At 45.6% G+C, this 17936-nt stretch carries 14 protein-coding genes; 6 read left to right on the forward strand and 8 right to left on the reverse strand.

Going from position 1 to position 17936, the window contains the following annotated elements:
• The first annotated feature begins 6 nt into the window (after positions 1-6).
• The 3 genes from ACVBIL_RS09925 to mtr all read left to right on the forward strand — a co-directional run bounded on the left by ACVBIL_RS09925 (position 7) and on the right by mtr (position 5180).
• The gene (locus ACVBIL_RS09925) at positions 7-1308 is read left to right on the forward strand and encodes a hypothetical protein (RefSeq protein ID WP_447166821.1); all 1302 of its coding nucleotides are present in this window, start codon (positions 7-9) and stop codon (positions 1306-1308) included.
• A gap of 192 nt (positions 1309-1500) precedes the next feature.
• On the forward strand, positions 1501-3924 hold the full coding sequence (plsB, locus tag ACVBIL_RS09930; RefSeq protein WP_447166822.1) for a glycerol-3-phosphate 1-O-acyltransferase PlsB: 2424 nt from the start codon (positions 1501-1503) through the stop codon (positions 3922-3924).
• Positions 3924-5180, forward strand: coding sequence for a tryptophan permease (gene mtr, locus ACVBIL_RS09935; RefSeq protein ID WP_447166823.1), 1257 nt, complete (start codon positions 3924-3926; stop codon positions 5178-5180). Before plsB ends, mtr begins: the two co-directional genes overlap by 1 nt.
• 37 nt (positions 5181-5217) lie before the next feature.
• Here mtr and ACVBIL_RS09940 read toward each other — a convergent pair whose 3' ends face one another.
• Positions 5218-6285, reverse strand: coding sequence for an AraC family transcriptional regulator ligand-binding domain-containing protein (locus ACVBIL_RS09940; protein WP_447166824.1), 1068 nt, complete (start codon positions 6283-6285; stop codon positions 5218-5220).
• Positions 6286-6381: 96 nt separating this feature from the next.
• Here ACVBIL_RS09940 and ACVBIL_RS09945 point away from each other — a divergent pair, with 96 nt between their 5' ends.
• Together ACVBIL_RS09945 and ACVBIL_RS09950 are read left to right on the forward strand one after the other, a co-directional pair.
• On the forward strand, positions 6382-6729 hold the full coding sequence (locus ACVBIL_RS09945; protein ID WP_447166825.1) for an MFS transporter: 348 nt from the start codon (positions 6382-6384) through the stop codon (positions 6727-6729).
• Complete coding sequence (locus tag ACVBIL_RS09950) at positions 6722-7945, forward strand: HlyD family secretion protein (RefSeq protein WP_447166826.1); 1224 nt, start codon at positions 6722-6724, stop codon at positions 7943-7945. Before ACVBIL_RS09945 ends, ACVBIL_RS09950 begins: the two co-directional genes overlap by 8 nt.
• Positions 7946-8045: 100 nt before the next feature.
• Here the strand turns inward: ACVBIL_RS09950 and ACVBIL_RS09955 are convergent, their stop codons facing one another.
• The gene (locus tag ACVBIL_RS09955) at positions 8046-9236 is read right to left on the reverse strand and encodes a GGDEF domain-containing protein (protein ID WP_447166827.1); all 1191 of its coding nucleotides are present in this window, start codon (positions 9234-9236) and stop codon (positions 8046-8048) included.
• A gap of 193 nt (positions 9237-9429) precedes the next feature.
• Between ACVBIL_RS09955 and ACVBIL_RS09960 the strand changes: the two genes are divergently transcribed.
• Positions 9430-10212, forward strand: coding sequence for a VOC family protein (locus ACVBIL_RS09960; RefSeq protein WP_447166828.1), 783 nt, complete (start codon positions 9430-9432; stop codon positions 10210-10212).
• Between the two features lie 111 nt (positions 10213-10323).
• On the opposite strand, the gene ACVBIL_RS09965 is transcribed toward ACVBIL_RS09960, so the two are convergent.
• The 6 genes from ACVBIL_RS09965 to ACVBIL_RS09990 all read right to left on the reverse strand — a co-directional run bounded on the left by ACVBIL_RS09965 (position 10324) and on the right by ACVBIL_RS09990 (position 17730).
• The gene (locus ACVBIL_RS09965) at positions 10324-13461 is read right to left on the reverse strand and encodes an efflux RND transporter permease subunit (RefSeq protein WP_447166829.1); all 3138 of its coding nucleotides are present in this window, start codon (positions 13459-13461) and stop codon (positions 10324-10326) included.
• A 13-nt stretch (positions 13462-13474) separates the two neighbouring features.
• Positions 13475-15295 carry an efflux RND transporter periplasmic adaptor subunit gene (locus tag ACVBIL_RS09970; RefSeq protein ID WP_447166830.1) on the reverse strand — a complete coding sequence of 607 codons (1821 nt, stop codon included), beginning with the start codon at positions 15293-15295 and terminating at the stop codon, positions 13475-13477.
• A gap of 24 nt (positions 15296-15319) precedes the next feature.
• Positions 15320-15940, reverse strand: a complete 621-nt coding sequence (locus ACVBIL_RS09975) for a heavy metal-binding domain-containing protein (RefSeq protein ID WP_447166831.1) — start codon at positions 15938-15940, stop codon at positions 15320-15322.
• Between the two features lie 154 nt (positions 15941-16094).
• A complete protein-coding gene (locus ACVBIL_RS09980; protein WP_447166832.1) occupies positions 16095-16511 on the reverse strand; it encodes a hypothetical protein in 417 nt (138 codons plus the stop codon).
• A 117-nt stretch (positions 16512-16628) separates the two neighbouring features.
• The gene (locus tag ACVBIL_RS09985) at positions 16629-17048 is read right to left on the reverse strand and encodes a DUF2057 family protein (protein WP_447166833.1); all 420 of its coding nucleotides are present in this window, start codon (positions 17046-17048) and stop codon (positions 16629-16631) included.
• A gap of 241 nt (positions 17049-17289) precedes the next feature.
• Complete coding sequence (locus tag ACVBIL_RS09990) at positions 17290-17730, reverse strand: hypothetical protein (protein WP_447166834.1); 441 nt, start codon at positions 17728-17730, stop codon at positions 17290-17292.
• Positions 17731-17936: the final 206 nt, after the last annotated feature.

A 17936-nucleotide genomic window follows, 5' to 3' on the forward strand; every position in this document is an offset into this window, starting at 1 on the left:
TGAGTCATGGGTAAAGAATGTAGCAACAAGCGAGCGGATAAACGTTTTTTGTGGCGTAAGCTCCCTATTCTGACCTATTTTTTGGGGCTCTGTGGTTTGCCATTTTTTCTAGCGTCTGCAGAGTTACAGCATCATGGTCATCTCAAGTATGAGTTAGATGGGTATGCTTTTTCTGATAGCAGTGTTTACCAAGCACTTTATGGCCAGCAGCAGCTTAATCAAACTGCGCAGTTTCGTTATCACCTCGGGAGTCGCTGGCAATCGGGTTGGCTAGCCGAAGTCGATTATCAACTGCTGGCGGGCTATGGCAAACACAGATTCCAAACCCGCGCACTGACGAGTGATTATTTAAGCCTTAGCTCGGTGATAAATGATGAACAGCGACTATTTAACCTGACCGACACCCTCACAGAGCATAGAGATTTTGTGATGCTGCAGCGTTTAGATAGGGCCATCGTGGGCTATCAGGGGGACAATAACGTGATTAAGTTTGGACGGCAGGCGCTCACATGGGGTAATGGCCTGTTTTTTAACCCCATGGATTTTGTCAATCCATTTGACCCCAGCTCACTCGATAAGGAGTATAAAACTGGCGATGACATCTTGTATGGCCAGCACCTACTACAAGATGGTAGCGATCTACAGGCGGCCTATGTTATTCGGCGAGATAGTAATTCTGATGTCACCGCTGATGTCGCCACATTAGCGCTTAAATATCACGGTTTTTTTGATTACATACATGAGTATGACCTCTTGCTGGCGGAACACTATGACAGCCGTGTCGCAGGTGTTTCTAGCATAGTCAGTGTCGGAGGGGCGATTTGGGCAACGGATCTGGTCGCAACTTGGGGGGAGCAGAACTATCTCTCTTTAGTCAGTAACTGGAGCTACTCTTGGGTTGGGTTTGAGCGGAATATGACAGGAACCCTTGAGTATTTCTACAATGGCCTTGGTATTGGCAATGGCGATTATAGTCCCGAGTCGCTATTGCAACATCCTCAGCTGGTGGCAAAGATAGCGCGTGGCGAGCTGTATAATCTCGCGCAAGATTATCTTACCGGCAGTGTTTATATTGAGATGACACCGCTGTGGTCAATATCGCAAAACCTTTTTTATAATGTATCGGATAGCTCAGCCCTGTATCAGCTGCTTAGCCAAAACAGTTTGAGCGATGATCTTCGCTTAACCTCGGCGCTTACCGTGCCTATTGGCGCTAACGGTACAGAGTATGCTGGACTCAAGTTTACCAATGACCAGTATTTTAGCTTCGAGCTATCCTTCTATGCGCAGCTAGCTTGGTACTTTTAATGAATTGGATTAAATTGGAATGAACGCGATTAAATGCTGAATTATTAATAGCTTTAGTCATTTTTAATCTGTAAGTCTTTGTTCTATAAATACACAAACAGGACAGAGTGCGGTAATAAGAGAATAGCGCAAACTATTTAAATATCTGGTATTCTAGCTGCTTATTAGAAGCGACTAACATTGCATATAAATATGTCCAAACAAGACTCTCTTTGGTTCAAATCTTTACGTTGGTTACAACGTAAACTCGTTCAAACAGTCGTGGTGCCTCACGATCCATTCGACGATCTCAATCTCGACCCGAGTAAGCCGCTAGTATATGTAATGAAAACTGAATCTGTCAGTGACATTGCTGCGCTTAGCGAAATGACGGCTAAACTCGGCTTACCAAGCCCTTATGAGGACTTGGAGGTCAATGGTATCAGATCGCCTAGAGTTGTTTGTCTAGAAGGAGGCAAGCCTCTTTTTGGTCAGCGTGAAGGCGGAGAGCAGTACATTGATAGCTTCAAAAAATTACTCAGCGTTCATAAACAGAACCGCGAGTTAGACATTCAATTAGTGCCAGTCAGTCTTTATTGGGGACGTACTCCAGGTAAAGAAGACGACACTATGCGCGCTGCGGTACTTGAGCGTCAAAACCCGACTTGGTTACGCAAGTGCTTGATGATCTTGTTCTTAGGTCGTCATAACTTTGTACAATTCTCTAATGCTGTTTCGCTGCGCTATATGGCTGATGAGCACGGTACCGACAAACGTATCGCGCAAAAGCTTGCTCGCGTAGCACGAGCTCACTTCGAACGTCAGCGTAAAGTCATGACGGGGCCTCAGCTGCCTAAGCGTCAGGCCTTGTTCCATGCTTTACTTAAATCAGATTCGATTACCAAAGCGATTAAAGAGGAAGCGGCAAGTAAGAAGATCTCTGAAGCCGAAGCGCGCGCCAAAGCGATGGAGTATCTTGATGAGGTCGCAGCCGATTACTCAGATAGCTTGGTGCGTATTGCCGAGCGCTTCTTAACTTGGCTGTGGAATAAGCTTTATAAAGGCATCAATATAAAAGGTGCTGAGCAGGTCAGGCAGCTACACCACGATGGTCATGAGATTGTTTATGTGCCGTGTCATCGTAGCCATATGGATTACTTACTGCTGTCTTATATTCTCTATTATCAAGGTATGGTTCCGCCGCATATTGCTGCCGGTATTAACCTTAACTTCTGGCCTGCAGGCCCAGCGTTCCGCCGTGGTGGAGCCTTCTTTATTCGCCGTAGCTTCGGTGGTAATAAGCTTTATACCGCCGTGTTCCGTGAATATCTCGATCAGCTATTTGCTAAGGGTTACTCGGTAGAGTATTTTACTGAAGGGGGTCGTTCACGCACCGGTCGTTTGCTTGCACCTAAAACAGGCATGCTTGCGATGACACTAAACAGCGTGCTGCGCGGAGTGGAGCGCCCTGTAACGCTAGTGCCAGTATACCTAGGCTATGACCATGTAATGGAAGTGGCGACTTATCACAAAGAGCTTAGTGGTAAGAAGAAAAAGAAAGAATCCGTTTGGCAGATTTTTGGTGCTATTCGTAAGTTAGGTAACTTTGGTCAAGGTTATGTGAATTTCGGTAAGCCTATTACTTTACATAACTTCTTGAATGAACATGCGCCTAGCTGGCGTGATGATATTGCAAAAGATCCCGATCAAAAGCCTACGTGGTTAACGCCTGTTGTTAATATCTTGGCTAATCAGGTAATGACCAATATTAACGATGCTGCAGCGGTGAGTTCGGTAACGTTAACCAGTATGGTGCTGCTCGCTTCTGAGCAAAATGCATTAGAACGTTCTCAGCTAGAGAAACAGTTAGATCTGTATTTAACGCTACTAAAAGAGCGTCCATATACTGAATATACCTCTGTGCCTCAAGGGACGGGTCATGACTTGGTATCTCAAGGTTTAGAGCTTAAAAAGCTGCAGATTGAAAGCGATCCGCTAGGCGATATCATCTCTATTGATCAAAGCATTGCGATCACCATGACTTACTATCGCAACAACATCATTCATCTTATGGTACTGCCGTCTTTAATCGCCGCGTGTTTGCTGCGTAAAGAGAGTTGCAGCCGTGATGATGTGATCGCTATCGTTAATGACTTCTACCCGCTGCTCGAAGCCGAGTTGTTTATGGGGATTGAAGATCCTACTCTGTACACTAACCAGATCCTCGATATCTTCGTGGCTCAAGGCTTAGTTGTTGAAGGTGATCATTTTGAGGTTGTTGATAGCTGTATCAACCAGTTGCTACTCTTGTCTGGTACGGTGGGCGAAACCATGCAGCGTTACGCAATTCTGTTTAACTTACTCGAAATTAAGCCGAATATGGAACGCTCTGAGCTTGAAAAAGACAGTCACCGCCTAGCACAAAGATTAGGCGCGCTTCACGGTATTACTGCACCAGAGTTTTATGACAAGAAGCTATACGCTACGCTGAGCGTCAAATTAAAAGAGCTAGGATATCTAGCTGATAGTGAAGGGTGTAGTGATATTAAACGTATAAAAGAAACTGCCAACTTGTTGTTACGTTCATCTGTGCGACAAACTATTGTCGATAGTGTACATGCGGAGCACAAGGCTTAATGGCAAATCATATGAATGCAGCCAAAAACAAGGCTGCAGGTAAGTCGCTATTAGGTGGGGCAATGATCATTGCTGGCACGACTGTCGGTGCGGGTATGTTCTCGCTACCGGTTGTGGGTGCGGGTATGTGGTTTGGCTATTCGATGTTGATGTTAGTCGGTATCTGGTTTTGTATGTTGGTGTCGGGCTTGATGTTGCTTGAAACTAACTTACATTTTGAGCCGGGCGCGAGCTTCGACACCTTAACTAAAGCAACCTTAGGTCAGTTTTGGCGTATCGTGAACGGCTTGTCGATAGCGTTTGTACTGTACATTTTGACTTACGCCTATATCAGTGGTGGCGGCTCTATTGTTAATCACAGCCTTGAAGGGCTCGGGATTAACTTGCCTCAAAGTGTTGCAGGTTTAGTGTTTGCTGCGGTATTGGCAAGCATAGTGATTATTAGTACCAAGGCGGTCGATAGAATTACTACGATAATGCTTGGCGGTATGATTATTACCTTCTTCCTTGCAGTAGGTAATCTACTGATTGATATTGATACCACTAAGCTGTTTATGCCTGATGGCGAGCCAAGTTACGCGCCGTATCTACTCGCGGCACTGCCTTTTGGACTAGCGAGTTTTGGTTATCACGGTAACGTACCTAGCCTAGTTAAATACTACGGTAAAGAGCCAAAGACAATTATCAAGGCACTGTTTATTGGTACCTTTATTGCGCTGGTTATTTATAGCTGCTGGTTAATGGCGACCATGGGTAATATCCCGCGTAGCCAATTTATTGAAATTATCGGCCAAGGCGGCAATATGGGCGTGCTGGTTGGTGCCTTGTCTAACGTGATGGCAAGTAGCTGGTTAAACACCATGTTGAGCTTGTTTGCTAACTTAGCGGTAGCATCGTCTTTCCTAGGGGTGACCTTAGGTTTGTTTGATTACTTAGCGGATCTGTTTGGCTTTGATGAGTCACGTAGCGGGCGCTTAAAAACCGCAGCGGTCACGTTTATTCCACCAACCATCTTGGGTATTTTGTTCCCGAACGGCTTCTTAGTTGCTATTGGTTTTGCAGCTTTGGCTGCCACTATTTGGGCGGCGATAGTGCCGGCTATGATGGCCTATAAGTCACGTAAGATGTTCGCCGATAGCGACAGCTTTAGAGTCCCTGGTGGTACACCTTTAATCATCATCGTGATTATATTTGGCTTGGTGACGGGGGCGTGTCATCTCCTTGCTATGGCCGGGATCTTACCTGTCTACGGCTAGGTAATGTTAGCCCGTTAGATTGAAAAAAAGCCTCTTTTTAAAGAGGCTTTTTGTTGTCTAGCTTTAGCTTATTTAAGTATTGAACCGGTGTTTGACGGCGAAAACGAGCGAATGAACGACTAAAACTATGGGTGTTGGCATAACCGAGTCGGCTCGCTATCTCAGCAATATCCATGCCTTCCAGCATATATTTTATCGCCTGATTACACAGAATATAGCCAGATAGATAGGTAAAAGTGAAGCCGAGTTTTTGCAATCGTCTTTGCATTTGTTGGCGCGAAATATTGAAAAGGTTGGCCACCGCATCCACGCTGGGTAAGCCATAATAACGTGAATAATTGACCATCTCGTAGAGAACCTTAGGCGTGTCTGTAGGCTGAGGCATATTTAAATAGTTTTCTAGCTGATACAGCGGAATCGACGCCGTAAGAGGTTCAGGTATATAGCTGTAGTCGTCGGTAGACATTAACAGCTGATCAATGCCTAGCCAGATCTCAGTTTGTGGCGCGTTCCAAGTGACTGGGCAACCAAATAGCGCCTCAATCTCAGCATGTTGAATTGGAGAGCCACTCAGGCGCACTTTACGTGGGCTATAATTAGCGCCAACATAGTTTTTGATGGCGTTAAACAGGGTCAAAGCCACTCGTAGAGAGTCGTGAGATCGGGCTTTACCTTTGACAAAAGGATTGCAGTAACACCACTTTAAAATTTTCCCCGACTGCTGGGCGTAATAGCTCGCACCAGACTGAAAGCAACAAACTCCATGGTTGATACGCCGAAATGAGATCGCAAGATCGGGGGCGCTTAAAAACCAATTCCCGGGAACCTCAAGGTTTTCTAAGGTTAGATATTGCTGGATTTGTACCATAAAATCCGCTTTTCCCGTTAACGTCTCGATTTGATCAAACCATTTGGATACCTCGCTAAAAGGGATCAGCGTCATTCGGTCTTGAAGCAGTAGTTTGGGTATCCCTAAATCGGCTGGCGTCACGCCATAATGAGCCTCTACGCCTTCTAACACCGAAGCGATATAGCAAGAGCGGATAAAGGCCGTATTAAGCAACATAGTGAATACCCAAGGAGACTGATGACCTAATTGAATCATAAAGTGACGTTAAATGACATATAAGTGTACTTCATCTTGTGGTGAGGCAAAGAAAAGGCAAACTACGCAGCCAAAACACTTTTTTGAGGTTTTTTTATGAGCTTGTTCAGCATGCCATTCGTTGATTCAGGAGTTGATACCGCGCTGCATAGTGTTGCTGCAGTGGTCATGGTACTTACGGTAGCGGCTGCTGCATTTGGATTTTGGAAAATTCATGACATGCCAATTAACAAAGCGCATAAAGAGCAACATCACCAAATAGGATTGATTACCGCGCTTACCTGGATAGGTTTTATTTGGCATTGGGTATGGGTTATTGCGGTCATCATCGCTTTTGTCGACGGTGAAAAAGCGCTGCGCCGAATTAGAGATGTGTGGCGCGAGAAAGAATCGGCGACAGAGCAGGCTGATATGACTGCCAAAGAGGAGCAAACGAATGCTTGAGGGATTAGCGGTATGGGCACTGTTTATTTATCTACTGCGCCTAGTCGGTATGCCATGGAACACCTACAGTAAGGCTTTTGCCTACTTAGGAGGAACGGGCTGGCTTATGTTTGTATGGGTGGGGTTGCTCAACTACACCCCGATGGATCTCTCGGGTGGTTCTTTGGTGCAATCGCCCCATATTCAGTTGCGCCCAGCCAACTCGCAGATAAGAGGCAACGTTGACAATATCTATGTGCAGCCTAATCAGCAGGTAACGGCTGGCCAGCTCGTCTATGACTTAGATGCCGAGCCGTATCAAATTGCGCTAAATAAAGCGCTCGTGGCCCAAGCAAGCGCCAAGGTAGGTCTGTCTCTTGCAAATGAAGATGTCAAATTGGCATTAAAGCAACACGAAGTCGCGATTGCCGATGTCAGTATCACTAAGAATGAGCGTAATGCGGCCACTAAAGATCTCGCATGGAAACAAAAAAACTTGGCTCGTTATGTTGAGCAAAATCGTGTGGTACCCGATACCATCACCAAGAGTTTGCTCGATGAACAGCAAACTGCGGTCGATCTGGCTCAGGCACAAGTGCAGACCTATTCGACTCAAATCGAAAAGGCACAGATGGCACAGCATACAGCACTGCTGAATATCGAAAAATCTAAGCTTGCTGTAAAGAGTCGTCAGTCAGATCAGGACAGTGAACATGAAAATGTGGCTCAGGCGCAGTGGAATTTAGACAACACTAAGATCTACGCTCCAGCCGATGGCTACGTGACTAACTTTATTATGCGCGAAGGACAGTATATCGGCGTGGCTCCACGTATGCAGATGTACACCAATGAAAAGTATGTACTGATGCGGGTGAATCATCAGGCTATTCGTAACGTGAAGGTCGGGCAATTAGCCGAGTTCGCCTCTGCGGTTTATCCGGGTAAAGTGTTTAGTGCCGAAGTTGAAGGTATCGTCGAGGCGACAGGTGAGTCACAAGGCCGTTTGGTTGCTTTAGATGATAATGTGAGACAAACCACGGCGCAGAACCTAAACAATAAGCATCATTTTGTTCGCCTTAAACTGACTGAAACAGGCGATTACGACATTCCTGTGGGCTCGGTGGGATTGGCCTGGATCTCAGGTACCAAACCAATTGAGTTCTTAGCTTTCTTAGATGTGATCCGCGGTATTGTGATAAGAATGAAGTCACAGATTTACTATTTCTACTCTATTTAATCCGAGTTCAGATTATTTGTATCGATAAGACCCCAAGCCATATTCGATTAGTATTAGCGAGTATTGGCTTGGGGATAGTTGATGTTATGAGTTAACGCCACTAGGCAAAGACCCGGTTGCGGCCATTGGCTTTGGCCTTATACAGTGCCTTGTCTGCGCGCTTTAATGTCGTTTCAAATGAGGTTTCACCGCGTTGCTCTGCAACACCGATTGAGATAGTAATATTGGCTCTTGGACTTAGGTTGTCACAGCTGTCTCTGTCTGACTTGGTTGTGGTTTTACGTTTTTCATTACGAAGTACAATATCGTATTGGCTTATTTTCTGTCTCAACTCCTCAAGATGCGGCAGTACCACCTCAATATCTTTGTTTTCAAACACGATAATGAACTCCTCACCGCCATAGCGGAACACTTGACCTCCCCCATTGACTTTACTCAGTTTGGCTGCGATTAAGCGCAATACTTGATCACCAACGTCATGGCCATAAGTGTCGTTAAAACGCTTAAAATGATCGATATCAACCATGGCAAGGCTGTAATGTTTATTCAGCGATAGCGCCATGGTATTGAGTGCCCGCCGCGAAGATAGACCCGTTAACTCATCTCGATATGCCAGATGATAGGTCTTGGCCAAAATAGAGTAAATATAGGTAATGGCTAACAGTGATAACAATACCGAAACTGGCAGCTCATTTGGCATGTAATAACTAAATAACCAAATAAACAGGGTAATGGCAATCGTTGTGTCGGTTCCGGTCGAGCGCCAAACCGAGAAGATGCAAACCACGATACAAGCGAGCCCAACTGGCAGATATAAAGACAGCAGCAGGTTAAGCGAGTTAGGTATTTGCTTGGGATTCAACTCTGTTAGTTGGCTAATGACAGCGTACCAACCTAACGCAAATATCAAGCACAACCCGATGCCGAATAGTGTTTTAAAAAAGTGCCTCGACAGCAGCGCGCGATCTTTACTAATAGCGAAGAAGGTGATGACAAAAGTACCGATGAGAAATGTCTGTTCATGGCCAAATATTGCTAGAGGTGAAGTGTCAGATGTGCTCGGCCCAAGACTGTAAAATAGCAGCAGTAGTATGGATAGGTAGCAGATACGGAAACAGTTAAATTGTAACGCCAGTAATGCCGAAACACCGAACAAATAATAGGGCAGGTCGTCAATTGTCGGTAACCAAGTTTGCCAAGTTAAAGCGAGTTGCTGAGTCGCTGCAATACAAAGGAGTGCAAAGGTAATAGGAGCAAAGAGATAGTGAAGGCTACGCTTTAATACTGGCACTCTCATTCCTCCTTGATGACGGCTAATTCTAGATTATAGTTGATTCTCAGTAAGCTGGGGCTTTGGCTGATGAGCGGTAAGAGATAAGAAGTAAGAGCAATAGCTTACGGTGACGAGCATTTAGCAATCGACATTGGACAGGGCTGCGATATCAGTCTTAACTCAAAGGGTTGGGTTAAAAAGGACACAAGCGATGAAAGTTGACCAATATTTTCAAGGCCAACCCTGTTGGACTGAATTAGCTTCTTTGAAGATTGATAGTAGTAAGAAATTCTATAGAGGCCTGTTTGGCTGGGACATAGTCGATATGCCGATCCCCGAAGGCACTTATAGCATGTTGAGCATAGAGGATGATGATATTGGTGCCATGTATCAATTACCTGCAGAGATGATCGCTAACGGTGAATCGACTCAATGGACAGTATATTTTGCCGTTGAAAACCTCGATCTTACTTTAGTGGATATCTCTGGTTCGGGTGGCACGGTTATTATTGGCCCTCATGATGTGGCGGAGGCGGGTCGCATGGCTATTGTTAGGGATCCTGAGGGTGCAAGATTTGCAATCTGGCAAGCTAAAAATCATGTTGGTGCAAAGCGTGCGGCTGAACCAAGTACCATGTGTTGGGTTGAACTTGCGTGTCGCGATCCGGAGCAGGCTAAAAGATTCTATCCCCATGTTTTTGGCTGGGGAACAAGAACGGCAAAAATGGAAGGCATGGACTACACCGAGTGGCAGGTTGGGGCACAAGATATTGGTGGCATGATGGCGATGACTGAAGAGTGGGGCGATATGCCTGCGCATTGGATGCTGTATTTTACTGTCGAGAACTGTGATGAAAAAGCCGAACTGGTGACACAATTGGGAGGCAAGGTGTGTGTACCGCCAACAGATATTGCCAATGTAGGCCGTTTTGCGGTAATAAACGATCCTGACGGTGGCTTCTTTTCGATAATAGAACTGCGTCTGGGAAGTTAGCATTAATAACTAAAATAACTAACAGCAATCAGCAGCAACTAAAAGTAACAGGGTAGCAATTTGCTACCCTGTTTATGTATGGCTCCCTAACTCTTTAACTTATTCGTTAGTTTAGTCTTTAGTTAAAGAGCGGCCGTAGATCAGCAGGTAAATTGCAGGGATCACAAATAGCGATAAAATCGGCGCGGTGACCATGCCGCCGACCATAGGAGCGGCAATTTTTTGCATCACCTCATTACCCGTGCCACTGCCCCACATGATGGGGAGCAATCCAAAGAAGATAGTGGCAACTGTCATTGCTTTCGGGCGAATACGCATCACGGCACCATGAATAAGCGCTTCACTTAAGTCGCTGCGTTTATTGTACTGCCCAGCTTCCTTACGCTCTTTGATACTGTTATTCAGATATACCTGCATAACCACACCAAATTCTGCTGCAACACCTGCGAGCGCAATCATTCCCACCGATACCGCCACTGAAAAGTTAAAGTCTAAAAAGAACAATAACCAGGCGCTACCTACGAGCGAGAATGGCAGACTTAACATGATCACTGACGCTTGAGTAAATGAACTAAAGGTCATAATCAGTAGCATGAAAATAACCGCTAACATCAAGGGCACAACGAGCTGCATCTTTGCTTCAACTCGCTGCATATACTCATATTGGCCGGCAAAGCTGTAGCTATAACGCGGCGGCAAGCTTATCTGCTCATCAAGTGCTGCTCGTGCGGTGGTGATGTACTCGCCAATCGAGATATCTTTCAAATCGACAAATACCCAACTGATTAAACGACCGTTTTCACTGGCAAGCATAGGTGCGCCGTCGCTGATAGTGATGCTCGCCAGATTACCCAGTGGTAGGTATTTCCCGGTCTTGGTTAATACCGGTAAGTCTTCCAGCTTTTCAATACTGTCGCGCAGTTCGCGTGGGTAGCGAATATTAATGGGGTAGCGCTCTTGCCCTTGAATAGACTGGCCAACCTGCATGCCGCCAATGGCCATTTGCACCACGTCTTGAATGTCTTTTAAGGTCATGCCATAGCGAGCCGCATTTTTAAGGTTTGGTTCAATATCAATATAACGTCCACCGCTTGTGCGCTGTGCAAATGCGGACGTCGTGCCAGGTAGCTTACTGACGACGGCTTCTATCTCGGTGCCGATCCGTTGCAGCTCATCAATATCCGCGCCCGATATCTTTATGCCCACTGGCGTGCGCACACCTGTTGACAGCATATCGATACGGGTCTTGATCGGTTGTACCCAAGCATTGGTGATGCCTGGGACCTTCACGGTTTTTTGAAGCTCGCTAATAATGCCTTCTAACGTCATGCCTTCACGCCAGGTGTCCCTAGGATTTAGCATAATGGTAGTTTCAAGCATGGTTAATGGCGCAGGATCCGTTGCTGTCATGGCCCGGCCGACTTTACCAAATACACGCTTAACTTCGGGTACCGTTTTAATCAGTCTATCGGTTTGCTGCAATATTTCAGCCGCCTTACCGGCACTGACACTCGGTAGGGTGGTTGGCATGTAGAGCAGATCCCCCTCCTCAAGCTCAGGCATAAACTCGCTACCCATTTTAGTCATAGGATACACGGCACTGGCGAGTGTCATCATGGCTAGCAAAATAGTTATTTTAGGAAAGCGTAACACTAGGCGCAGTAACGGTTCATAAATCGCGATAAGTACCCTGCTGAGTGGATTTTTGCGTTCGTCAGGAATTTTACCGCGAACAAAATAACCCATTAAGACCGGTATTAAGGTAATCGCCAAAATGGCGCTTGCTGCCATGGCAAAGGTTTTAGTAAAGGCTAGAGGGTGGAATAAGCGGCCTTCTTGCGCTTCTAAAGCGAATACAGGAACGAAGCTTAAGGTAATGATTAGTAGGCTGAAAAATAGTGCTGGCCCGACTTCTACTGATGCCTTTCGCACTAATTCCCAATGTGCCTCACCTGTAGGCGTGGCGCCATTATGTTTTTCTCGATAGTGCTCCAAGTGCTTATGGGTATTTTCGACCATCACAATGGCGGCGTCCACCACAGCGCCAATGGCGATGGCTATTCCACCTAGACTCATGATGTTGGCGTTAACACCTATGATATTCATTACGATGAAACTGATGAGGATCGAGATCGGCAGGGAAATAATCGCGACTAAAGTTGAGCGAGCATGCAGTAAGAAGATAAGACAGATCACACCGACGACTAACATCTCCTCCAGCACTTTATGCATCAGGTTATCGACTGAATTTAAGATGAGTTCAGAGCGATCGTAAGTGATCACTAACTCCACTCCATCTGGCAGGCCGTTTTCTATCTCTTTGAGTTTATCTTTTACATTGTTGATAGTGGTGAGGGCGTTTTCACCGTAGCGCATTACTACAATTCCGCCTACGACTTCGCCTTCACCGTTAAGCTCGGCGATCCCTCTGCGTGCAGCAGGGCCTGTCCGCAGTTGCGCCACTTCTTTCATTAATACAGGTGTGCCAGATTCCGATACGATCCCAAGCGGGATCTCCTCAAAGTCCGCCAAAGTTTGGCGATAACCCGTTGAGGTGATCATGTATTCGGCTTCAGCCATTTCGATAACCGAGCCACCAGTAGAACTGTTGGAGTTATCTAAGGCATTTTTCACCGTCATCAAATCAATTTGATACAGGGCTAATTTATGAGGGTCAACGATGATCTGGTAGGACTGCTCCATACCACCAATGGTCGCCACTTCAGATACGCCAGCCACACTTTGCAGTTCAAGTTTGAGGAACCAATCTTGTAATGATCTCAGTTGGGCTAAGTCGTGTTGTCCTTTACGGTCAATTAAAGCGTACTGGAACACCCAGCCGACACCTGAAGCATCTGGCCCTAAGGTTGGCGTAACGCTATCTGGCAGCTGTCCTTGAGTCTGTGATAGATACTCTAAAACCCGCGAACGCGCCCAGTAAATATCGGTACCATCTTCAAAAATGATATAGACGTAGGAGTCACCAAACATGGAGAAGCCGCGAACGGTTTTTGCGCCCGGTACCGCCAACATTGCCGTGGATAATGGGTAGGTGATCTGATCTTCCACTAGCTGTGGTGCTTGTCCTGGATAGGACGTTTTTACAATCACTTGCACATCAGACAAGTCTGGTAGTGCATCCAGTGGTGTCATGCGCATTGCTTGATAACCGATCAAGGCGATTACCGCAGTAAGCACTAACACCATCGCTCGCTGTTTAATCGAGGCGCTAATAATTCTTTCTAACATAGACAGGCTCCGATTAATGATTTGCGTGTGGATCGCTAGTAGCCTTGCTACTGCTATCATCGCTGCTATTGCTACCACTTAAGCGTTGCAAACTGCCCTGTATACTGGCTTCTGAGTCCAATAAAAATTGGCCAGAGACTATCACCTTATCGCCAGCTTGTAGGCCTTCGATAATTTCAGCCTTGCCTTGAGCAATCATGCCGACTTTAACGGGTACAGAGGCAAAACGATTATCTTCACGTTGCACCACGACTCGATTTTCTCGACCGGTAAGGATCAGCGCCTCAGTTGGGATAGATAACACGTCTCGCTTAGGGCCACCAAACAGTTTTACGTCAACTAAAGAACCTGGTTTGAGTACTTTATTGGGGTTGTCTAATTTAATTCGTACTCGCATCGCACGAGATACCGGGTCAAGTTCTGGGTAGATGTAGTCAATGGTCGACTCAAGATCAAATAAGCCTTGAGCGGCAGAGGTCACCTCTACTGGGCGTCCTTGTTCTAACCAGCTTTGTTCATTTTCAAATACATCGGCAATGACCCAAACACTGCTTAAGTCCACTATTTCAAATAAGGTATCGCCGGGCTGTACATACATGCCGTGACGCACAGTTAACTTACTAACAAAACCATCTTGCTCAGCATAAAAAGGCACTCGATAAATGGTTTTGCGGGTGCGTTCTAGCTGCTTGATGGTTGCTGAGCTGACACCTAATAACTCTAGGCGTAAACGGGCCTTTCGCAGCAGATCTTGGCCACGACTCTTATCATGTTTAAGGTAGTCGACCGCTTGCATGTAATCGTCTTGGGCATTAATTAATTCGGGCGAGTACAGCTCATAGAGTAACTGGCCTTTTTTAACTTTTTGTCCGACGTTATGCACCATCAAGGTTTCAATCCAGCCGTTAACGCGCGTGTGGCTATGGCCTATGGCATTTTCGTTATACTCGACCGTGCCTATGGTTCTTACCAGCTTCCATAAGGTGCCTACTGTGATTTCTTCACTGCGCATACCGAGTGCTTGTTGCATGCCACCAGATACGCCAACAACAACCTCTTCAGCTATAGCGCCTATGGTGACTTTTTCTAGATTCATACCGCAAATTGGGCAAGTGCCCGGCACATCAGAAACCACATGCGGATGCATTGGGCAGACATATTTGATGTTGTCATCGCTGTTAGTTTGCGCCGCAGGTATAAGTGTGGGCTTAGGTTGGTTAAGTATTTTATCTGCCTGAGATTGCTCTGTCGTCTCAGTGGATTGCGCTGCATGATTATGAGCAGCATGTTCATCGATTTGGTTTTCTTCTTCCTCTTCTTTCACCAAGAACATCTTACATTCTGGGCAGCGACCAGGCTCGTGGCTGGTGATCTCAGGATGCATAGGGCAGTAATACTCTTTGCTTAGCGCCGCATGGTTATCATCCTGATTCTTATTCTGAGTTCCATCTTCGTCTTTAACGAGGAACATCTTACATTCTGGGCAGCGACCAGGCTCATGGCTGGTGATCTCAGGGTGCATGGGGCAGTAATACTCTTTGCTTAGCGCCGCATGGTTATCATCCTGATTCTTATTCTGAGTTCCATCTGCGTCTTTAACGAGGAACATCTTACATTCTGGGCAGCGACCAGGCTCATGGCTGGTGATCTCAGGATGCATAGGGCAGTAGTACTCGGATCCATCTTGATTGGACTCATGCTGGTGAGCTTGAGCATGTTTACTGTTAGCCGTTTCTGTTGTTTGGCTGAACCCGATTAGCGGGGTCGATGCCATCACTAAACTCAGTGCACAAACCGCAGTTTGGCGTATTTTTTTCGTTATAAATAAACTCATAATGCCTTATCTCCACCCTAAATATTAGTGATGCTTGTGAGCAGATTTAGTCGCTTTATCGCCAGTCGCGATTGGCTCTAAGTCCATACCACATTTAGGGCAACTGTCACCGGCTTGACCCGTAATTGCTGGGTTCATTGGGCATGCATGGCTATGCTTGCTCATATGCTGGTGGTGTTTTTTAGCTTTATTCGGGCACGATTCTTTATTAGGGCAAGAATCACAGTTTTGAGCATGAGCTTTATCGGTTTTTGCGATAGGCTCTAAGTCCATGCCGCATTTAGGGCAACTGTCACCGGCTTGACCCGTAATTGCTGGGTTCATTGGGCATGCATGGGTATGCTTGCTCATATGCTGGTGGTGTTTTTTAGCTTTATTAGGGCACGACTCTTTATTTGGGCAAGAATCACAGTTTTGTGTGTGGGCTTTAGATACTGTTTTCGTCGCTTCTAAATCCATACCACACTTAGGGCAAGAATCACTTTTCGTACCCGTTACTTCAGGGGGCATTGGGCAAGCATAAGCTTGATGCTCTGTTGCATGCTGGTTTTTATGTGCACCATGGTGATGCTCATTTGCAGACGCAGCACCTGTCCAAGACAAAAGTAACAAGGCGGAAAAGGCTAAACTTATAAGGGTTTTCATAATTCACTCCATCATAGAGATGGCCGAATGACTGTGCTTAAGATAAGCAGCAGAACAATTAACGGCTTAAATAATTGCTGTTTAAGATTAATAACGTTTTTTTGTTTGCGAATAGTTTGTTACAGCTAGTCGCAACGAGACGGTGAGTCTCTGTTTAAGCTATTGGAGGTCTTAAATCTTGTGGCAATGAAATAGAGTGGAAATGAGGCATTGGAGTGGCCATTACAATCTCGGAAGTGCTGAAACCTGGCCAAGGTGACACGCTAAACAGGGTACCTGTTACTGAAATAACCAAGCAATGGCTACAGTCGCTCTGGCATGTTCCGTTGCCGTTGCAGCAATGCTTAGGGCTGCCGGGAAGCATTTGCATTTGCTCGTCAGAATCGCAGCAATGAGCGTCTTCATCCAGTTGGACTTGGTGACATCCAGTTCCGTCTTGCATACTCATCATAGGCATTTCATCAGCCATTGCATTGGGTACCATCAGCGATCCATTAGATAGCACTAGCTGACTCAACAATGCGAGTAGCGTAATGGCTAGTAATGTATGACGACGGATAATGCTAAGCATGATGTTTCCATATAATGAGTCGTAATAAGTCTACCATAAGATTTAGGTGGCACATTGACTAACTTCACAAATTTATCTGCTCAATGTGCCACTCGATTAAGATATTTTGTAAATATCTTATTGTTTTGATAATAGTAATTTTGTCATCAGCTGACCATGGGTCATCAGGCTGACGTGCTTTTCTCCTCCCATGGCATCGGTTAACTTAATGGTTGGATTATCGATAAATTGATAAGCATCTTCTTCTGACAAGATACTCGGAGTAAGGGCCTGGTAATTAGCCGCTGTGTCTAAGTCGAGATATAGATAGAGCGGGGCCGACTTAACCCAGCTTGAATCATCGGCATTGGTCTCGAATAGATCGCGATATTGTACTTCGATCAGATTCTGGCCATTGTCGAGTTCTAAGTAACGACTATCGACTTTACTTAGGCCGTTGACCGCGAGTACTTCGATTGAATCAGGGAAAGACACTGATGCAGCTGAAGAGATAAAGCTGGTGAGTGATAGTGCGATAACGCCAATAAACTTTTTCATAATAAACTCCAAAATTAAAATTAATCATCTTAGCGGCGAGCCTCACGGGCTAATCTATCCTTGGGTTTAGGTACAAGGAGCTAATGAGCGTCGGCTTATTCAGCGCGATAAGAGCTCATTGTTGCTAGCAAAAAAAGTGCGAGAAGCATCGCCTTGGCCTGCTAGTGAAATAGCCAAGCCACAATATTGTCATGTTAAGTATTTATATTAAGAGCAAGCCTTAATATGGAGTGAGGTGGAGCTAGCGATGAATGGGAGGGGGATTGACGGATGATAAATCCACTGTCTGTAAAGACCAAAAGCGAGTTTGTAAACTGGCCATCGAACTTTGAGCGGTAAGCATTAATTGTTCTTGCTCCACAATGCCGGGAGCCGAGACGCTGCTGGATACGCAGTCACTGGCGCCTAACATCTCACATAGAGCGTCACAATCAACTTTTGCGAAGTTGACATTGGGCATCTTAGAGTCGCAGTTAATGGTGGCACCTGTTTGATGCTCGCTGCTTAATTGTGCTTCGAGAAGTGCCAATGCGGGAGATTGTAATATTGATTTGGTTTCTAACTGCTGTTGAGTGATATGCGAGCTAGCATGCAAAAATTTAGGCATAGCCATCGCTGGAGACAATAGAAATTGTCCTACCAGTGAGATGAAAAATGCTAAATATGCAATTTGCTTACGCATGTCTAACCTTAAGTGATTGAAATAAGCTGATGAGAATAGAGACCTGCCCTTTGCAGAAAAAGTTTCAAATAATTAGAAATTTTTTAATGTTAACTGTGTGCAGTGACTCACTTTTACATCTAAAAGAATTTCAATTAATTGAGTTTAAATTGCTATTGCATCAAGCCAGTAGGCTATTAACCTTGCGATAATCAAGGCTTTAGAGT

It is taken from the genome of Shewanella sp. 125m-7 (assembly GCF_052977045.1).